The organism is Collinsella aerofaciens, assembly GCF_020181355.1.
Lineage (GTDB): Bacteria > Actinomycetota > Coriobacteriia > Coriobacteriales > Coriobacteriaceae > Collinsella.
The window spans coordinates 1,831,997-1,846,979 of sequence record NZ_CP084004.1 but is presented as its reverse complement, the minus strand read 5'-3'; the positions used below and the strand labels follow the sequence as shown (position 1 = coordinate 1,846,979).

General features: G+C 62.0%; 13 protein-coding genes and 2 tRNA genes. 6 read left to right on the top strand and 9 right to left on the bottom strand.

Features of this window, described 5'->3' with window-relative positions; all coding sequences use genetic code 11:
• Nucleotides 1-18: 18 nt before the first annotated feature.
• From LCQ44_RS08015 to cobM, 3 genes are read right to left on the bottom strand one after another with little or no spacing between them, the layout of a single operon-like run.
• A complete protein-coding gene (locus LCQ44_RS08015; RefSeq protein ID WP_187359579.1) occupies nucleotides 19-252 on the bottom strand; it encodes an SAM-dependent methyltransferase in 234 nt (77 codons plus the stop codon).
• Nucleotides 245-1,429 (bottom strand): cobalt-precorrin-5B (C(1))-methyltransferase CbiD, encoded by a 1,185-nt coding sequence (gene cbiD, locus LCQ44_RS08010; protein ID WP_225093541.1) that lies wholly within the window; start codon nucleotides 1,427-1,429, stop codon nucleotides 245-247. Before cbiD ends, LCQ44_RS08015 begins: the two co-directional genes overlap by 8 nt.
• 1 nt (nucleotide 1,430) lies before the next feature.
• Nucleotides 1,431-2,222 carry a precorrin-4 C(11)-methyltransferase gene (gene cobM / locus LCQ44_RS08005; RefSeq protein WP_195361483.1) on the bottom strand — a complete coding sequence of 264 codons (792 nt, stop codon included), beginning with the start codon at nucleotides 2,220-2,222 and terminating at the stop codon, nucleotides 1,431-1,433.
• A 458-nt stretch (nucleotides 2,223-2,680) separates the two neighbouring features.
• Here cobM and LCQ44_RS08000 point away from each other — a divergent pair, with 458 nt between their 5' ends.
• The 5 genes from LCQ44_RS08000 to LCQ44_RS07980 all read left to right on the top strand — a co-directional run bounded on the left by LCQ44_RS08000 (nucleotide 2,681) and on the right by LCQ44_RS07980 (nucleotide 8,224).
• Nucleotides 2,681-3,607 (top strand): sirohydrochlorin cobaltochelatase, encoded by a 927-nt coding sequence (locus tag LCQ44_RS08000; RefSeq protein ID WP_225093540.1) that lies wholly within the window; start codon nucleotides 2,681-2,683, stop codon nucleotides 3,605-3,607.
• Nucleotides 3,608-3,752: 145 nt separating this feature from the next.
• On the top strand, nucleotides 3,753-4,286 hold the full coding sequence (locus LCQ44_RS07995) for a hypothetical protein (RefSeq protein WP_195568108.1): 534 nt from the start codon (nucleotides 3,753-3,755) through the stop codon (nucleotides 4,284-4,286).
• Nucleotides 4,287-4,290: 4 nt separating this feature from the next.
• Nucleotides 4,291-5,862, top strand: coding sequence for an ABC transporter substrate-binding protein (locus LCQ44_RS07990; RefSeq protein ID WP_225093539.1), 1,572 nt, complete (start codon nucleotides 4,291-4,293; stop codon nucleotides 5,860-5,862).
• Nucleotides 5,863-5,884: 22 nt separating this feature from the next.
• A complete protein-coding gene (locus LCQ44_RS07985; protein WP_225093538.1) occupies nucleotides 5,885-6,907 on the top strand; it encodes a FecCD family ABC transporter permease in 1,023 nt (340 codons plus the stop codon).
• A complete protein-coding gene (locus LCQ44_RS07980) occupies nucleotides 6,908-8,224 on the top strand; it encodes an ABC transporter ATP-binding protein (protein ID WP_225093537.1) in 1,317 nt (438 codons plus the stop codon).
• Between the two features lie 112 nt (nucleotides 8,225-8,336).
• Here the strand turns inward: LCQ44_RS07980 and LCQ44_RS07975 are convergent, their stop codons facing one another.
• The 6 genes from LCQ44_RS07975 to LCQ44_RS07950 form a co-directional block, all read right to left on the bottom strand.
• The gene (locus tag LCQ44_RS07975; RefSeq protein WP_157757975.1) at nucleotides 8,337-8,948 is read right to left on the bottom strand and encodes a TetR/AcrR family transcriptional regulator; all 612 of its coding nucleotides are present in this window, start codon (nucleotides 8,946-8,948) and stop codon (nucleotides 8,337-8,339) included.
• Between the two features lie 116 nt (nucleotides 8,949-9,064).
• Nucleotides 9,065-10,372 carry a lysylphosphatidylglycerol synthase transmembrane domain-containing protein gene (locus LCQ44_RS07970; protein ID WP_225093536.1) on the bottom strand — a complete coding sequence of 436 codons (1,308 nt, stop codon included), beginning with the start codon at nucleotides 10,370-10,372 and terminating at the stop codon, nucleotides 9,065-9,067.
• Nucleotides 10,373-10,522: 150 nt separating this feature from the next.
• Nucleotides 10,523-10,599 (bottom strand) — tRNA-Glu (locus tag LCQ44_RS07965).
• A gap of 22 nt (nucleotides 10,600-10,621) precedes the next feature.
• Nucleotides 10,622-10,698 (bottom strand) — tRNA-Glu (locus LCQ44_RS07960).
• Between the two features lie 127 nt (nucleotides 10,699-10,825).
• Nucleotides 10,826-12,220, bottom strand: a complete 1,395-nt coding sequence (locus tag LCQ44_RS07955; RefSeq protein ID WP_225093535.1) for a CCA tRNA nucleotidyltransferase — start codon at nucleotides 12,218-12,220, stop codon at nucleotides 10,826-10,828.
• Nucleotides 12,221-12,384: 164 nt separating this feature from the next.
• Nucleotides 12,385-13,317: a 1-phosphofructokinase family hexose kinase gene (locus LCQ44_RS07950; protein ID WP_225093534.1), complete on the bottom strand. Its 933-nt coding sequence runs from the start codon at nucleotides 13,315-13,317 to the stop codon at nucleotides 12,385-12,387.
• 384 nt (nucleotides 13,318-13,701) lie between these two features.
• Between LCQ44_RS07950 and LCQ44_RS07945 the strand changes: the two genes are divergently transcribed.
• Nucleotides 13,702-14,859: an IS110 family RNA-guided transposase gene (locus LCQ44_RS07945; RefSeq protein WP_225093533.1), complete on the top strand. Its 1,158-nt coding sequence runs from the start codon at nucleotides 13,702-13,704 to the stop codon at nucleotides 14,857-14,859.
• The last annotated feature ends 124 nt before the right edge of the window (nucleotides 14,860-14,983 follow it).

Genomic DNA, 14,983 nt, shown 5'->3' with positions numbered 1-14,983 from the left:
TATGCAGGAAACCCTCATCTAGCGCACCACCATCGTCGAGAAGTAGCTGCCCCGATCGGGCACATCGTCGAGCGAGCGGTACACGCGCTCGCCCGGAAGCCCACAGTCCTCTACAAGCTCGGCACCGTCGAAGGCACCCTCCTCGCAAAGGAAGCGCTTCGTGTCCGCAAGCGAGCGGCGCGCCTTCATGACCACCTTCGTCCCCGGCCAGCCGATTGCACGGCGCACCCCGTACAGAACGCCTTTACTCATACGTCGCCCCCAATTTCCCGATAACTGCATCGGCGCCCGACGTGCGGAAAAGCTCGCGGCGCTCGGCGTCGAACACGACCGCGGCGATGTCGCATGCGCCCGCCGCGCGACGGCGCAACCTGTCCTCAATTGCCGCAGCGAGCGAGGCGCGCGCAGCGTCCCCAACGCCGGCGGCCTCGATTACCTCGAGCGCCGCCGTGGTCGTGACGGACGACATGATCTCGCGCACGGTCTTCGCGCCCGCGCCGGCCATGGCCGCGTGGGCGGCCAGAATCTCCGCGCGGCAGTCGGCGGTACGCGAATGGGTGTCCATGATGCCGCCCGCGACCTTCACCAACTTGCCGATGTGTCCCACAAGAAGGACATTGGTAAATCCCTCGCGAACGCAGCAGTCAATCGCATCGCCCACAAAGTTGGAGATGAAGACCACCGGCGCACCGTTTAGGTGGAAATGCCCCGAGATGAACTGCCCGCCGTAGTTGCCGGGCGTGAGCACGACTCCGCGCCGCCCCATAGCCGCATGCTGCCGGATCTCGAGCTCGATGCTGTCGCGCAAGGCAGCGAGGCTGCGCGGCTCGACGATGCCCGTCGTGCCCAGGATGGAGATGCCGCCCTCTATCCCCAGATGCGGGTTGAAGGTCTTTTTGGCAAGGGCAACACCCTCGGGTACCGAAATCGTCACAGCAATATTTCCAGAAAAGCCGTGCGCGGCGCACACCTCGCGCACCGCCGAAGTGATCATCGCGCGCGGCGTCGCGTTGATGGCGGCCGCCCCCACCGGCTGCTCGAGCCCGGGCAATGTCACGCGCCCCACGCCCACGCCGCCATCGACGGAAACTTCCGATTCGCGCGCGGGCACGTCCTTGCTGCCCGCAGCACCCGTGCCCGACCCCGCATGTTCCACGTGCGCGTACACGAGTACGCCGTCAGTCACATCGGCATCGTCGCCTGCGTCCTTTCGCACGGCGCACTGGGCGCACCCCTCGCCGATGCATGCGTCGACCACGTTCGCCTCGACGGGCAGCCCGCCGGGGGTGACGATCGACACGCGGCCGACGGGCTTTCGTGACAAAAGCATCTCGCAGGCCGCCTTCGCCGCGAGCGCGGCGCAGCTCCCCGTGGTGTAGCCGCAGCGCAGGCGGGTCGTCCCGGTATATATGTAGTGCTCGAAGGCCACGCTAGCTGCTCGCCTTCCGATACCCCGTGGAAAACGAAGGGTCGTAAAGCTTGCTGCGCTCGTACGACTCCGCTTGCGCGCCGTTGTGTGCAAGCCTGCCGCGAGCTCCGAGCACGCGGCCCACCACCACGAGCGCCGTGCGGTCGATGCCCTCTCGCGCGCCCGCATCGGCGAGCGTGCCCACTGTGCATCGCACCACGCGCTCCTCAGGCCAGGTCGCCTTGTACACGAGCGCCGCCGGCTCATCGGAGCTGCGGCCCGCGGCCAAAAGCTCGGCGGAAAGCTCGGCGAGCATACCCGAGCTCAGGAAGATGACCATAGTCGAGCCGCTTTCCGCCATGGTGCGCATGCCCTCGCCCGCGGGCATGGGGGTACGTCCGGAAAGCCGCGTGATCACGACCGACTGGCTGATTCCCGGCAGCGTGTATTCCTGGCGAAGCGCCGCCGCGGCACCGCAAAAGCTCGACACGCCGGGCACCACCTCGTAGTCCACGCCGCGCGCGTCGAGTGCGTCCATCTGCTCCTGGATGGCGCCGTACAGGCACGGGTCGCCCGTGTGCAGGCGCACCACTTCCTCGCCCCGCGCATCCGCCGCGCACATCACGTCGAGCACTTCCTCCAAGGTCATGTGCGCGCTGTCGTAGACGATGCAGGATTCCTTGCACTCAGCGAGCAGCTCGGGGTTCACAAGGCTCCCCGCCCAAACGACCACGTCGGCCGCGCGCAGAAGGCGCGCCCCGCGCAGCGTGATAAGGTCGGCGGCGCCCGAGCCAGCGCCAACGATATGAATCATCCGAGCCTTCCCTTCCCGTTTCTCATCGCAACCGTTGACGCCGCCATTCGCGCAGCGGACAAAACACGGCGCCTGCGGCGGCAATCGGCGCAAATACGCAGGCAGGAGGCGCAATGCCGCCCGCCCTGGCTTTGACACGTTCACAAGTGCCCACTATCATAGTAAAAGTTTCGGCAACGAGCATATGACAATCGGATAAAAGGAAATGACCGGCGCGGCGCCCGCACAGCCCGCGCTGGCTTGCGGAGGGAACCAGGTGGGAATCCTGGGCAAGGGACATTACTGTGTAGGACGCGCAGGCGAACCGCCTCGCGCCCCAAGCCAGACTGCTTCGCCTTTTCCTCACGGCATCGCCGTGGCGTTAGCTCCTTGTGAACCCCGAGGGGTGCGCTTTTCTTTCGCTTGTGCCGACAAGCAACTGTCGCCGGGGGACCGGCAAACCGAGGAAAGGAAAAACCATGTCCGACCAGATGTCACGCCGCGGCTTCATGGGCGCCGCAGCAACCGGAGCATTCGCGCTCGCCGGAGTCGCGCTCGCGGGCTGCTCCAGCACCTCCGCGAGTTCCGAGAAATCGAGTGAAAAGGAGAAGGCCGTGAAGCCGGTCATCCTCGTCACGAGCTTCGGCACGAGCTACAACGACTCGCGCCACATCACCATCGGCGCCATCGAAGACGCTATCCGCGAGAAGTACTGGCAGGACTACGACATCCGCCGCGCCTTCACCGCGCAGATCATCATCGACAAGCTGAAGAAGCGCGACGGCATCACGATCGACAACATGACCGAGGCGCTCGACCGCTGCGTGGAAGACGGCGTGAAGGAAATTGTCGTGCAGCCGACGCATCTCATGGCTGGCTTGGAATACGCCGACGTGAAAGACGAGCTCGACAAGTACGCCGACAAGTTCGACAAGATCTCGCTCGGCGACCCGCTGCTCACCTCCGACGACGACTACAAGAAGGTGGCCGCAGCCATTAATGAGAACATGGCGTCCTTCGACGACGGCAAGACGGCGCTGTGCCTCATGGGCCACGGCACCGAAGCCGATTCCAACGCCGACTATGCCAAGATGCAGGAAGTGTTCAAGAACGAGGGCTTGACGCAGTTCTTCGTCGGCACCGTCGAGGCTGAGCCGACCTGCGAGGATGTTATCGCCGCCGCGAGCGCCGCAGGGTACAAGAAGGCCGTGCTCGCGCCGTTCATGGTGGTCGCGGGCGACCACGCGAACAACGACATGGCAGACGAGACCGACCCCGACAGCTGGGCTGCGAAGTTCGTGGCCGCTGGCTTCGAAGTGACGTGCCTGCTCCAGGGTCTGGGACAGAACGCCGCGGTCGACGACATCTACGTCTCGCACGTGGACGACGCCATCGCCAAGCTGTAAACTCGCCGCGCACGGGGGCGCCGGTCGCGTCCCCGTGCAACGGGCATGCGCCTTCCCCGACCGACGGCGCATGCCCGTTGCATTCGCATCCCGCCCGCCCACCGCACGGCGCGGGCGGTCGAAGCGATTGAAAGGAACCCCCTCCATGTTGAAGAAAACCCTCGCCTTCGCCCTGTCAGCGGCGCTTTTCGCGTTCTCGCTCGCCGGCTGCGGCGGAAATTCAATCGACAGCGCAAAGGCAAGCGATGCCGATTCCCAGGAAAAGACCGAACAGGCGGCCGATGCGCCCGAGGGCGCAAGCGCTGCCCCCATCACCGCCGACAAGGTGGCCGACGGCACCTATCCGATCACCGTAGATTCCAGCTCGAACATGTTCAGGATTGTGGACGCCCAGCTCATCGTGGAAAACGGCTCCATGCACTGCGTGATGACACTTTCCGGCACGGGCTACGGCAAGCTCTTCATGGGCACGGGTGACGAGGCTGCCACCGCGAGCGAGGCCGACTTCATCCCCTATGTGGAAAACGCGGAAGGCAAGTACACCTACGACGTGCCCGTTGAAGCGCTCGACGAGGACACCGCCTGCGCCGCGTGGAGTATTAGAAAAGAGCAGTGGTACGACCGCACGCTCGTGTTCGAATCCGCCGGCGTCGATCTGCGCGCCGACGCACTGAAGTAACGCCATGCGGTCGATTCTTCCCAAGGGGGAAAACAGGAAGCGCCACAGAATCGCGGCGCGCGCGATCGCCTGCGTTCTCGTCGCCCTGCTCGCGCTTCCCTTCGCGGGGTGCAGTGCGAGCCCGAACGCGACCGGTGCCACGACGGGCTCTCAGGAATACACTGTGAGCGTCTCGCTTTCCGGCGGGTCAGGGCGCGCAAGCATCGCCTCACCCACCACAATTGTGAAGGATGGCGACACCTACACCGCGACCATCACCTGGTCGAGTTCGAACTACGACAAGATGACCATCGACGGCGTGGACTACGCGCCCATAAACGACGGCGGCAACTCCACGTTCGAGATACCCGTCACGCTCGACGAGGACATCGCCGTGTCGGCCGAGACCGTCGCCATGTCGACGCCGCACACCATCGACTACACGCTCCACTTCGACTCATCCACCATGAAGGAGAAATCGGGCGACGATGCAAGCGGCGACTCCCCCGCGGGAACGGCTTCAAGCGCCGCGGCCGACTTCCACAACCCAGATTTGGGCTGCGGCTGGGAGCCGACGGGGACGCTTCAGCTTGAATACGCCAAGCACTTCACTGTCGACGAGTTCGAAGGCGGCCTGCGGCTTATCTGCGTTTCGAACGGGGAGCGCTTCCTCGTGGTACCGCAAGATGCGAAGGTACCTGATGGGTTGAGCTCTGACATCGCGGTCATAAGGCGCCCCGCCGACAAGGTGTACCTCGTGTCGTCGGCGACGATGTGCCTGGTCGACGCGCTCGATGCGAACGACAATATCTTCATGTCGGGCACGAAGGCCGACGATTGCTCGGTCGCGGGCTTCAAAAGCGCGCTCGAAAGTGGGGCGATCGCCTACGGCGGCAAGTACAGCGCGCCCGACTACGAGCGAATATCGGCCTCGGGCTGCACGCTCGCCATCGAGAACACCATGATCAACCACACACCCGATGTGAAGGAAAAGCTGCAGAAGCTCGGACTCGTCGTGCTCACCGAACAGTCGTCGAGCGAGCCCGAAGCACTCGGGCGCGTCGAGTGGATTAAGCTTTTCGGCGTCCTGTTCGACAAGGAAGACGAGGCCGCGCACCTGTTCAACGAGCAGAAGGCCCGCGTCGAGCAAACGTCGAGGCTTGCGTCGTCAGGTAAAACCGTGGCGTATTTCTACATTAACTCGAACGGGGCCGCCGTCACGCGGCGGGCGGGCGACTACGTGGCGCAGATGATCGAGCTTGCAGGCGGCAACTACGCGCTCGATGACGCGCAGACGGCGTCGACGTCAGGTTCGTCAGTAACGCTCGAAATGGAGCGCTTCTACGCGACGGCGAAGGATGCCGACATCATCGTCTACAACGGCACCATCGACGAATCGGTTGCCACCTTGAACGACTTTGTAGGCAAAAACGCGCTATTGTCGCAGTTCAAAGCCGTGAAGAACGGCAACGTCTGGGTCACAAGCGCCGACATGTACCAGCAGATGACTTCTACCGCCGACATTATCGACGAGCTGCACGGGGCGTTCACCGGCGATGACGCGAGCGACTTCCATTATCTGAGGAAGCTCGGCTAGCACCATGAGAAGCCGACTTTCCATGACATACGACGAATCGGGGCGCGCCGCGCGGTGTCGCGTCGTGACGGCGCTGCTCGCCGTTGCCCTCATCGTGCTCGTCGGGGCCAACCTGTGCATCGGGAGCGTGCTCGTGCCCGCAGACCACATCCCCGGCATCCTTTCGGGCGGCGCGGCCAATTCCATGGAAAGCCAAGTCATCTGGGAGATTCGCCTGCCGCGCGTGCTTTCAGCCGTGCTTCTCGGCGGGGCACTTTCGCTCTCCGGGTTCCTGCTGCAGACGTTTTTCAACAACCCCATCGCCGACCCGTTCATCTTGGGCGTCTCCTCGGGCGCAAAGTTCGTCGTCGCGCTTACGATGATCGTGCTTCTGGGCGCGAACCAGGCTATGTCCTCGCCGGCCATGGTGGCCGCAGCGTTTCTGGGATCGCTTATCACCATCGGCTTCGTGCTCCTCATCGCACGGCGCATAAGTTCCATGGCCATGCTCATCGTGGCGGGCGTCATGGTGGGATACATCTGCTCGGCGGCGACGAACTTTCTCATCGCCTTCGCCGACGACCAGTCCATCGTGAACCTGCACAACTGGTCTTTGGGTAGCTTCTCGGGTTCGAGCTGGGACGACATCGCGGTCATCGTGGTCGTGGTGATCACCGTGAGCGCATGCGTATTCGCGATATCGAAGCCCCTTTCCGCCTTCCAGCTGGGAGAAGCCTACGCGAAAAGCGTCGGCGTGAACGTCGCACGCTTCCGCGTGGTGCTCGTCCTTCTAGCGAGCATGCTCTCCGCCTGCGTGACCGCGTTCGCTGGTCCGGTGTCGTTCGTAGGCATCGCGGTTCCGCATCTCGTGAAGTCGGCGCTGAAGTCGTCGAAGCCCATCCGCGTGATTCCTGCGTGCTTCTTGGGAGGCGCCATCTTCTGCGCGGGTTGCGATTTGATCGCGCGCACGCTGTTCTCTCCCGTCGAGCTTTCCATCAGCGCCGTCACTGCCATCTTCGGCGCGCCGGTGGTTATCGCGCTCATGCTGAAGAAGCGGGTGAGGTAGATGGGGGAATTCGTGCCGCGGCCCAAAACGCTCGGAGGGGACATTCCATGCTTAGACAGTCCTGAGCTCGCACGAAAGCGCCAGAAGACACTTTCGGCTCGTGCGGAACTGCGTGCGGAACGCCTCCTTCGAGCGGAGTCGAACCTCGAAACCCCGGTCGAAACGCAGGCTGACGGAGCGCCGCTTTTCCGCATAAGCGACCTGTCGGCGGGCTACGACAAGAAGGTCGTAGTCGAAGGCGTCGATCTGGAGGTTCGCGCGGGCGACGTCGTGGCGCTCATCGGGCCGAACGGCTCGGGCAAGTCGACCATCTTGAAAACCATCACACGCCATCTGGCACCGCTTGCCGGCGCGGTCGAGCTCGACGGGCGGGAGATTTCCCGATGGAAGACGGCGGAGTTCGCAAGGAACCTTGCCGTTATGCTGACAGATCGCCCCCGGACCGAGCTCCTCACCTGCCGCGATATCGTAGAGGCGGGAAGGCATCCCTACACCGGGCGAATGGGCACACTCTCGCCCGACGACCATAGTCGGGTCGACGAGGCCATGAAAACCGCACATGTGGAAGAGCTCGCCGAGCGCGACTTCATGCAGATAAGCGACGGGCAACGCCAGCGCGTCATGCTCGCACGCGCCATCGCGCAGGATCCGCGCGTGCTCGTGCTCGACGAGCCCACGTCGTATCTCGATATCCGCTACCAGATCGACCTGCTGCGAATACTTCGCCACCTTGCGAAATCGCGGAATGTGGCTATCATCATGTCCATCCACGAACTCGAGCTCGCGCAGAAAAGCGCCGACAAGGTGATTTGCGTGAAGGACGGCCGGGTCTTCCGCGCCGGCGCACCCGAGGACATATTCACGCGCGAGACGATTGGCGAGCTCTACGGCCTTAAACATGGCACCTTCAACGAGCGCTTCGGCAGCGTGGAAATTGGGCGCCCACACGGCGATGCGCACACGTTCGTCATCGCTGGCGCAGGTACGGGGTCGGCTGTGTTTCGCCAGCTCATCCGACAGGGCAAGGCGTTCTACGCGGGCGTTCTGCACGAAGGGGACATCGACTGCGAGCTCGCGCGCGACCTGGCGACGGAATGCGTGGCCGAGCGCGCCTTCGAGCCGATCGGGGATAAAACCATAGCCCGCGCCAAAGAGCTCCTCGTCCACTGCGCGCGCCTTATCGTGTGCCCCTCCGCCTTCGGCACCATAAACGCCCGCAACGCAGAACTCGTCGAGTTCGCACGCTCGCATGGTATCGAGGTCATGCGAGTATGCGAAGGCGCATCGGAGGATTCCCATTTGGAGTGGGAAGAATAAACTGGACTTTCTTTTAAGGATCCTCAGGCTACAGCTCCTACACCGGCGAGGTCTCCAAGGCGCCGGAGAACCTCGTGAACAGGGATTTCCACGCCGACGAGCCCAACTAGGCCTAATCCAAGCGAGATTCCAGACTCGACAGGCCATTAAGAGTCAGGTCGTTGGCGACCTCAGAGACGCGCTCGATAGGAACCGAGCCGTCAGACAGCGCCCACGTGCGATAGATACCGATAATACCCGACAGCAAAAACGCCAGATAATAGTCGAACATCTCGTCCTTGAGACCTTGGGGCAGCAGATCGCGTTCGGCAATCTCGTGCTCGAGCGGCGCACGAAGACGAGCCATAAAATCATCGAGCGGAATGTTCTCGATCAGCTGACGATTGAGCACCAAGTTGTTGCACAGTGCCTCGTTAACGGTTTTAAAGAAGGTCGCCGCCGCGCCAAGAGCGCGCTCATTGGTGTCGCCGTCCATTGAAGCAAGCGTTTTCTCGACCGAGTCGACAATCATCTCCACCACATCAACGGCAATGGCATCAAGCAGGCCGTCAACCGTACCAAAGTGAACGTAGAAGGTCTTGCGGTCGACATTGGCCTCGCGCGCGATGGCACTCACCGTAATGTCTGCCAGCGGCTTTTCCATGAGCAGGCGCTCGAAAGCCGAAAGGATGGCATTACGGCTGCGAACGATGCGACGATCAAGACGCGGTTTGCTGGTTGCCATGGGCGTGTCCCTTCGATATGCGAGCGTTCATCAACAGATGAGAGATAATCTACGTAAGAGGATTATCCCCCATACAGCACAAATATGCCTCGCATCATGAAGAACGCACGACTGCCCTACTGCGACTTAGGGTGCTTCTTCTTATTGAGTGCCGACGGAGATACGCGAATACCATCGCCTGTCTGGCGCACATAGGCTTTATGAGCCGGCTTAGCGGTCCCAGAAGCCTTCTGAGCCTGCATCTTGGGATCAACAGTTACAGCATTCGCGGGGTGCGGCTTAGTGGGCGTAGAGGGCGTCTGAGGCGTGCGGCCGAGCTTGCGCATCACGCGATCCCAGCGCGCATGGATGCTCTCGTTGTGGGCGCTCTTAAGGCCCAGCAGGGGCGCAGCCAAAATGGTCGGCGCAATAAACGTAATGAGGCGCCACAGCAGATAGCCAGCGGTCGAAGCCGACCCAAAGAAATGACCCAAGAACAATGCAAAGCCGCCCTCAGCGCCACCAGTTCCACCGGGCAGGGGGACCGCAGAGCTCAGCAGCTGGACAAAGGCGCTCGCGGCCATGACCGAGAAAAAGTCGACCTCGTGGTGGCCAAAGGCAAGCATCAGGAAATACGGAACCAGATAGAAAAACGCGAGCTGCAGCATGGTGATAAACACGGTGAGCAGCATGGAAGAAAAATGTCCGGCCGAAAGCTTGAACTTCTCGGAGAAGGAGTAGATCTCGCCATCGACAAACGTGCGCCATCCCTCGATCTTAGTGGCCGAGACACCAATGCGCTCAAGCCAATTGATGATGCAATGGGCGACGCGCGTGACGGTCTTAGGCATGAGCGCGACGGCGAAGATGCCCAGCAAGATGCAGCAGTGCCCACCAAAGCTAAAGACGCACAGCAACGTCATGTCGCCATAGCGCTCGGCAAAAAACGGCATGCGAGCAAGCAGTAGGATAGCGCCCCAGGCAACGAGGCCAAACTGGTACACGATAAAACGCGTGAATTGCGTGGCGCCGGCCTCGCCCACGTTTTGGCCGGCCTTGGTCAGGCGATAGATTTGAGCCGGGGTGGAGCCCATCATCATGGGCGTCAGGTTACCAAAGAAGATGCCACTCGCCTCGACCGAGATCAGGTCGCGGATGCCGACGGGCGAATTGGGATCGAGCCAGACGGCGATCGCATAGGCCACAATGCCAAAGAACAGGTACATGAACATGCAAAGACACGCGACAACGAGCCATGACGCCTGGACGCTCGACATAGCGGCCCAGAACTGCCCCATCTGCCCGGTTACCACCAGATAGACGATATAACCTACCAGCACGACGCCGATAAAGATGGCGCCGCGGCGTGCGCTCTTATTGTCATCTCCGCCCGAGGCCTCAACCTCGACCTGGGGCTTAGACGTATGCTGAGAGGACTCCGTCATGAGACTCCTTCTAACAGTCAAAATATCTTGGATATTGTACCCGTAAGGGCCATAGGCAGAACGCAAAGCTCTGGTTCAAACGGGAATTGCAGACGGTTGTTTGATAACAAAAAACCCGGACTTCCATGGGAAGTCCGGGTATCAGATGCGTGGTAGCCCGTACCAGATTCGAACTGGTGATCTCCGCCTTGAGAGGGCGGCGTCCTAAACCGCTAGACGAACGGGCCATAAGCCTCAGCAGAAAAGAAGTGGTAGCCCGTACCAGATTCGAACTGGTGATCTCCGCCTTGAGAGGGCGGCGTCCTAAACCGCTAGACGAACGGGCCACATGACATCTGCACTGCCGTGCTGCGAGGAAATATATTACGAGACAAAAAACGTCAGCGCAAGAAGAAATTCCAAATTGCCGAAAAATTGTCGTCAGGTTATGGAACACGCAGGTAAACTGGGTAGCTAATTCAAGTTGAGATGGACCAAAAGAGCTTCGCGATCGTTGGGAATATTGTCTTCGATCACGGCGTCGAGGGCGGAGTTGAGAAGCTGACCCAGTTCCGGCCCGGGCTTGACTCCGGCACGGATCAGGTCGCCGCCGTTGATGGCGAGCATCTTGAGCGTATGGGGCTCCCCTGCCTTCAGCAGCTCGTGCGCCAGCGCGCGCATCTCCTCAATCGTCTCAACGTAATAGAAGCACGATGGGGCCTTGCCAAGCGTGTCAGCACGCTTGAGGTCCATGAGCTCGTCAATCAGGCGGGCCGTGTCGACGCCCTCACCCGAAAGTGCGCGCATCATATTGAGCAGGCAGGAGCGCTCGGGGCGCAGCGCCTTATCGTGATATTTGATGAGCAGGCAAACGTCGCGCACCAGGTCGTGCGAGAGTGCCAGACGATCCATGATGACACGCGCCTTCTTGGCGCCGAGCTCGGGATGACCGAAGAAGTGTCCGCTTCCGGCATGATCGACCGTAAAGCAATCGGGCTTGGAAACATCGTGCAAAAACGCCGCCCACATAAGGCTCGACGAGGGCGCGACACCATCGCACAGCGCCAGCTCCCCTGCCACCGTCAACACGCGGGCGATATGCTCGTAGACGTTAAACGCATGGTAGACGCTGCGCTGGTCAAACCCGCGAGCGGGCGCGAGCTCGGGCACGGCGGCGCAAACAAGCTCGGGGTAGCGAAGCATCGCGTCTCCCCCGTGGCCGGTCGAAAGAATGCCTTCGAGCTCAATGCCCACGCGCTCGCGTGCCACGGCATCGAGCAGCGGCGCGCACTCGGCAAGCGCCTGTTTGGTCTTAGGCTCGATCATAAAATCGAGACGGCAGGCAAAACGCACCGCGCGCAGCATGCGAAGCGCGTCCTCGTTAAAACGACGCTTGGGATCTCCAACGGCGCGGATGAGCTTGCGCTTCAGGTCGCCCTGGCCATCGTAGCGGTCGACAAGACCGCGCTCGGGATGCCAGGCCATAGCGTTAACGGTAAAGTCGCGGCGCGCCAGATCGTCCTCAAGCGACGCCGCACGCTCCACACTCTGGGGGTGACGGCCATCGGTGTAAAAGCCGTCCAGGCGGTAGGTGGTGACCTCAATGCGCTCGTCATCGCAAATGGCCGTGATGCCGCCAAATTTAATGCCCGACTCAACCACGGCAATATCAGCCGCCTCGAGCGCCGCCTTGGACTCCTGCCACAGGCCGCTGCAACACATGTCCACATCGTGGCTGGGGCGCCCCATCAGGGCATCACGTACCCAACCGCCTACGTACCAAGCCTCAAGACCAGCCGCCTCAAGCGCGCGTAGGACACGGATGGAGGCATCGGTCGGCTGCGTACCGTTGAGCGAAACATTGCACATGCCTATGGCCTCCTGCGACTATCAAATTGGCTATCGATTGCATCTGCAAGAAGTCTAGCAAGAAACAGCCTCTACTGCACACGCAAGTCCGATAAACAAAAACGCATCCGTCTTGGTTTAAGACGGATGCGAATTAATCGAACTATTCAGGCGAGGTGCCGAAACTAGCAGACCTGGCGAACTTCGATGTTCTTCTTGTATTCGTCCACCTTGGCAAATTCGCCCAAACCGGGGCACTCGACCACGTTGGCGCCGGTGGCCATCGACAGGCGCAGGGCGTCCTCGACGCGCTCGGGGGCGTCATGCCACACGGACAGGAAGGCAGCGAGCGAGGAATCGCCAGCACACACCGTCGACAGCAGCTTGACGTCGAAGGTGCGGTTAGCAAACCAGATGTGCTTGCCGTTGGAGAAGTACGCACCGGCGCCACCAAGGGTCAGCAGCACGTTCTTGGCGCCCTTGGCATGAAGCTCAGCCATTGCGCCCTTAACAGACTCATCGTCGCCACCGCTCACCTTAATGCCAAAGATATCGAGCAACTCGTCGTCATTGGGCTTGATCAGCAGCGGCTCCATGACAATGAGATCTGCCAGCTGATGGCTCGAAATGTCGAGAACGAACTCGGCACCCTTGGCCTTGACGCGGCGCAGAACCTCGGCCAGGAAGCCCTCGGAAGTGTTGGGAGGCAGCGAGCCGCTGATTACCAGGCAGGTCATGTCATCGAGCGAATCGATGAGCTCAAACATCTCCTGCTCATTGGCCTCGTTGATGGCGGCACCGGCGTTGACCATGTTGTACTCGGTGTCGGGGCCGGCATTAAGGAACACGTTGACGCGCGTGATGCCGTCGGTCCACACAGGCTTGACGGGCACGCCCAGGGCCTCGGCGCCCTTAACGATGAACTCACCCGAGAAGCCGGCGAAGAAACCCAGGATCGTGGTGTCGACACCGTAGTGGTCAAGCGTAAACGAGACGTTGAGGCCCTTGCCGTTGGGCGTGTAGACGGCGTTGCGGGTACGCGTGACGGTATTGGCGTCAAGACCGTCGCAGGCGATGTTGTAGTCAATGGCGGGATTTGCAGTGAGCGTGTAAATCATGAATGTTCCTTTCACGAAGCAACGTGTTAATGAAAGTATATTCCACGCATCGACAAAAGGCTAGGACAACTCGGTGAACGGTGTGGAAGCGATGAAGTACGGCAGGACACCCCATTACAGTCTGAAGTGGGCCACCGATAAATTTCGATGGCGAGCATTCGGCGCATTGCCTACGATACGGGCAAGCCCCGAGGGGCCGCCGATCGGGCGCCTCCGGATGGCCGTCTGCCCCTGCCCCGTAGAGGGCCCGGGGGGTGTTGCCACCGGGGGCGCTCGCCGCTCCGGACGACTGATAGGAAACTGCCGGGCGCAAGCGCCACGGCCAGGTAATGTGGGTGTCGCAGGGAGGGGTTCCGATCGGCCTACCGATTGGAGGATAACACCGTGGCACCACCTAGAATGCCGGAAGCCGTCATCGGGCTCGATGTCGGGAAATTGTCCCATTGGGCATGCGTCGCGACCCGGGACGGCGAGATACTGCTGAGCGCCCCCGTCGCGAACAGGGAGGGCGATCTGGACTCGCTGTTCGGCCGCTTCCCCGACGCGCTCGTGGTCGTCGACCAGTCGCGCAACATAGGCGCCCTCGCGCTCGCCCGCGCCAAGGCGGCCGGGATGTCGGCGGCGTACCTACCGGGACTCGCGGCACACGGGGCCGCCAGGCTCTTCGCCGGCGACGCCAAGACCGACGAGCGGGACGCAATGGTCATCGCGAAGACGGCGCTGGGCATCCCCGACGCACTCCTGCCGGTCGGGGATCCGGGCCCGACGGTCGCGGCGGCGAGGGCGCTGGCCGCCCAGAGAAACTTCCTGACCTGCGAAAACACCAGGAGCAAGAACCGGCTGCGCAGCATCCTGCTGGAATCGTGCCCCGCCTTCGAGGCGTTGGTCGACCTGTCCGACGGTCCCCAGCTGAGGCTCATGGCATCCCTCGGCGGGGCCTGGTCGGTGGCCGACGCCGGGCCCCGCAGGGCGGCGGCGCTCACGCGCGGGGCGGCGCGCGGCAAGATCGAGGCCCTCGTCCGCTCGACGGCCTCCTCGACAAGGCCGGACGCGGCGGCCATCGCCGCCGAGGACCGGGCGGTGAGGCTGCTCGCGCGCAGGATCTCCGAGAACTCGGCGGAGATCGATGTGATCACGGCGGAGATATCCGCCCTCCTCGAGGGCGACGATACCTACCGATGCCTCCTGACGGTGCCGGGGATCGGCCCCAAAACCGCTTCCGAGCTCGCGATCTCCATAGATATCGAAGACTTCCCAAGCCACGACAGGCTCGCGTCGTACTGCGGCCTGGCGCCGCGCAACCGCCAGTCGGGGACCTCGATCTCCTCGGTGACGGCATCGCGCCAAGGCAACAAGAGGCTGAAGAACCTGCTCATATTCTCGTGCAACTGCCTTACCCGGACAGAGGGAAGATGGGGCGATTACTACGCTAGGTGCCGAGAGCGGGGCATGCCGCACGGCAAGGCGCTCAAGGCGCTGGCACGAAAGAGGCTGAAGGTCATCTACGCGATCATGCGGGACAGGGTGCCCTACGCCGCCTAGTCGAAGCGCTCCGAACAGATTGGAGCCCATCGGCCGAAAGGCCTGGCGTTAGCATGTCGCGATTCAATCTCGAAAACAGCATTGCCCAGTTGACAAAACTATAGGAACACCCCCCTGGCGGAAC

Bases quoted from the DNA above. Each gene is read 5' to 3' on its own strand.
- LCQ44_RS08015 (WP_187359579.1), bottom strand. From the start codon at position 252: ATGAGTAAAGGCGTTCTGTACGGGGTGCGCCGTGCAATCGGCTGGCCG.
- cobM (WP_195361483.1), bottom strand. From the start codon at position 2,222: ATGATTCATATCGTTGGCGCTGGCTCGGGCGCCGCCGACCTTATCACG.
- LCQ44_RS08000 (WP_225093540.1), top strand. From the start codon at position 2,681: ATGTCCGACCAGATGTCACGCCGCGGCTTCATGGGCGCCGCAGCAACC.
- LCQ44_RS07995 (WP_195568108.1), top strand. From the start codon at position 3,753: ATGTTGAAGAAAACCCTCGCCTTCGCCCTGTCAGCGGCGCTTTTCGCG.
- LCQ44_RS07990 (WP_225093539.1), top strand. From the start codon at position 4,291: ATGCGGTCGATTCTTCCCAAGGGGGAAAACAGGAAGCGCCACAGAATC.
- LCQ44_RS07985 (WP_225093538.1), top strand. From the start codon at position 5,885: ATGACATACGACGAATCGGGGCGCGCCGCGCGGTGTCGCGTCGTGACG.
- LCQ44_RS07980 (WP_225093537.1), top strand. From the start codon at position 6,908: ATGGGGGAATTCGTGCCGCGGCCCAAAACGCTCGGAGGGGACATTCCA.
- LCQ44_RS07975 (WP_157757975.1), bottom strand. From the start codon at position 8,948: ATGGCAACCAGCAAACCGCGTCTTGATCGTCGCATCGTTCGCAGCCGT.
- LCQ44_RS07970 (WP_225093536.1), bottom strand. From the start codon at position 10,372: ATGACGGAGTCCTCTCAGCATACGTCTAAGCCCCAGGTCGAGGTTGAG.
- LCQ44_RS07955 (WP_225093535.1), bottom strand. From the start codon at position 12,220: ATGTGCAATGTTTCGCTCAACGGTACGCAGCCGACCGATGCCTCCATC.
- LCQ44_RS07950 (WP_225093534.1), bottom strand. From the start codon at position 13,317: ATGATTTACACGCTCACTGCAAATCCCGCCATTGACTACAACATCGCC.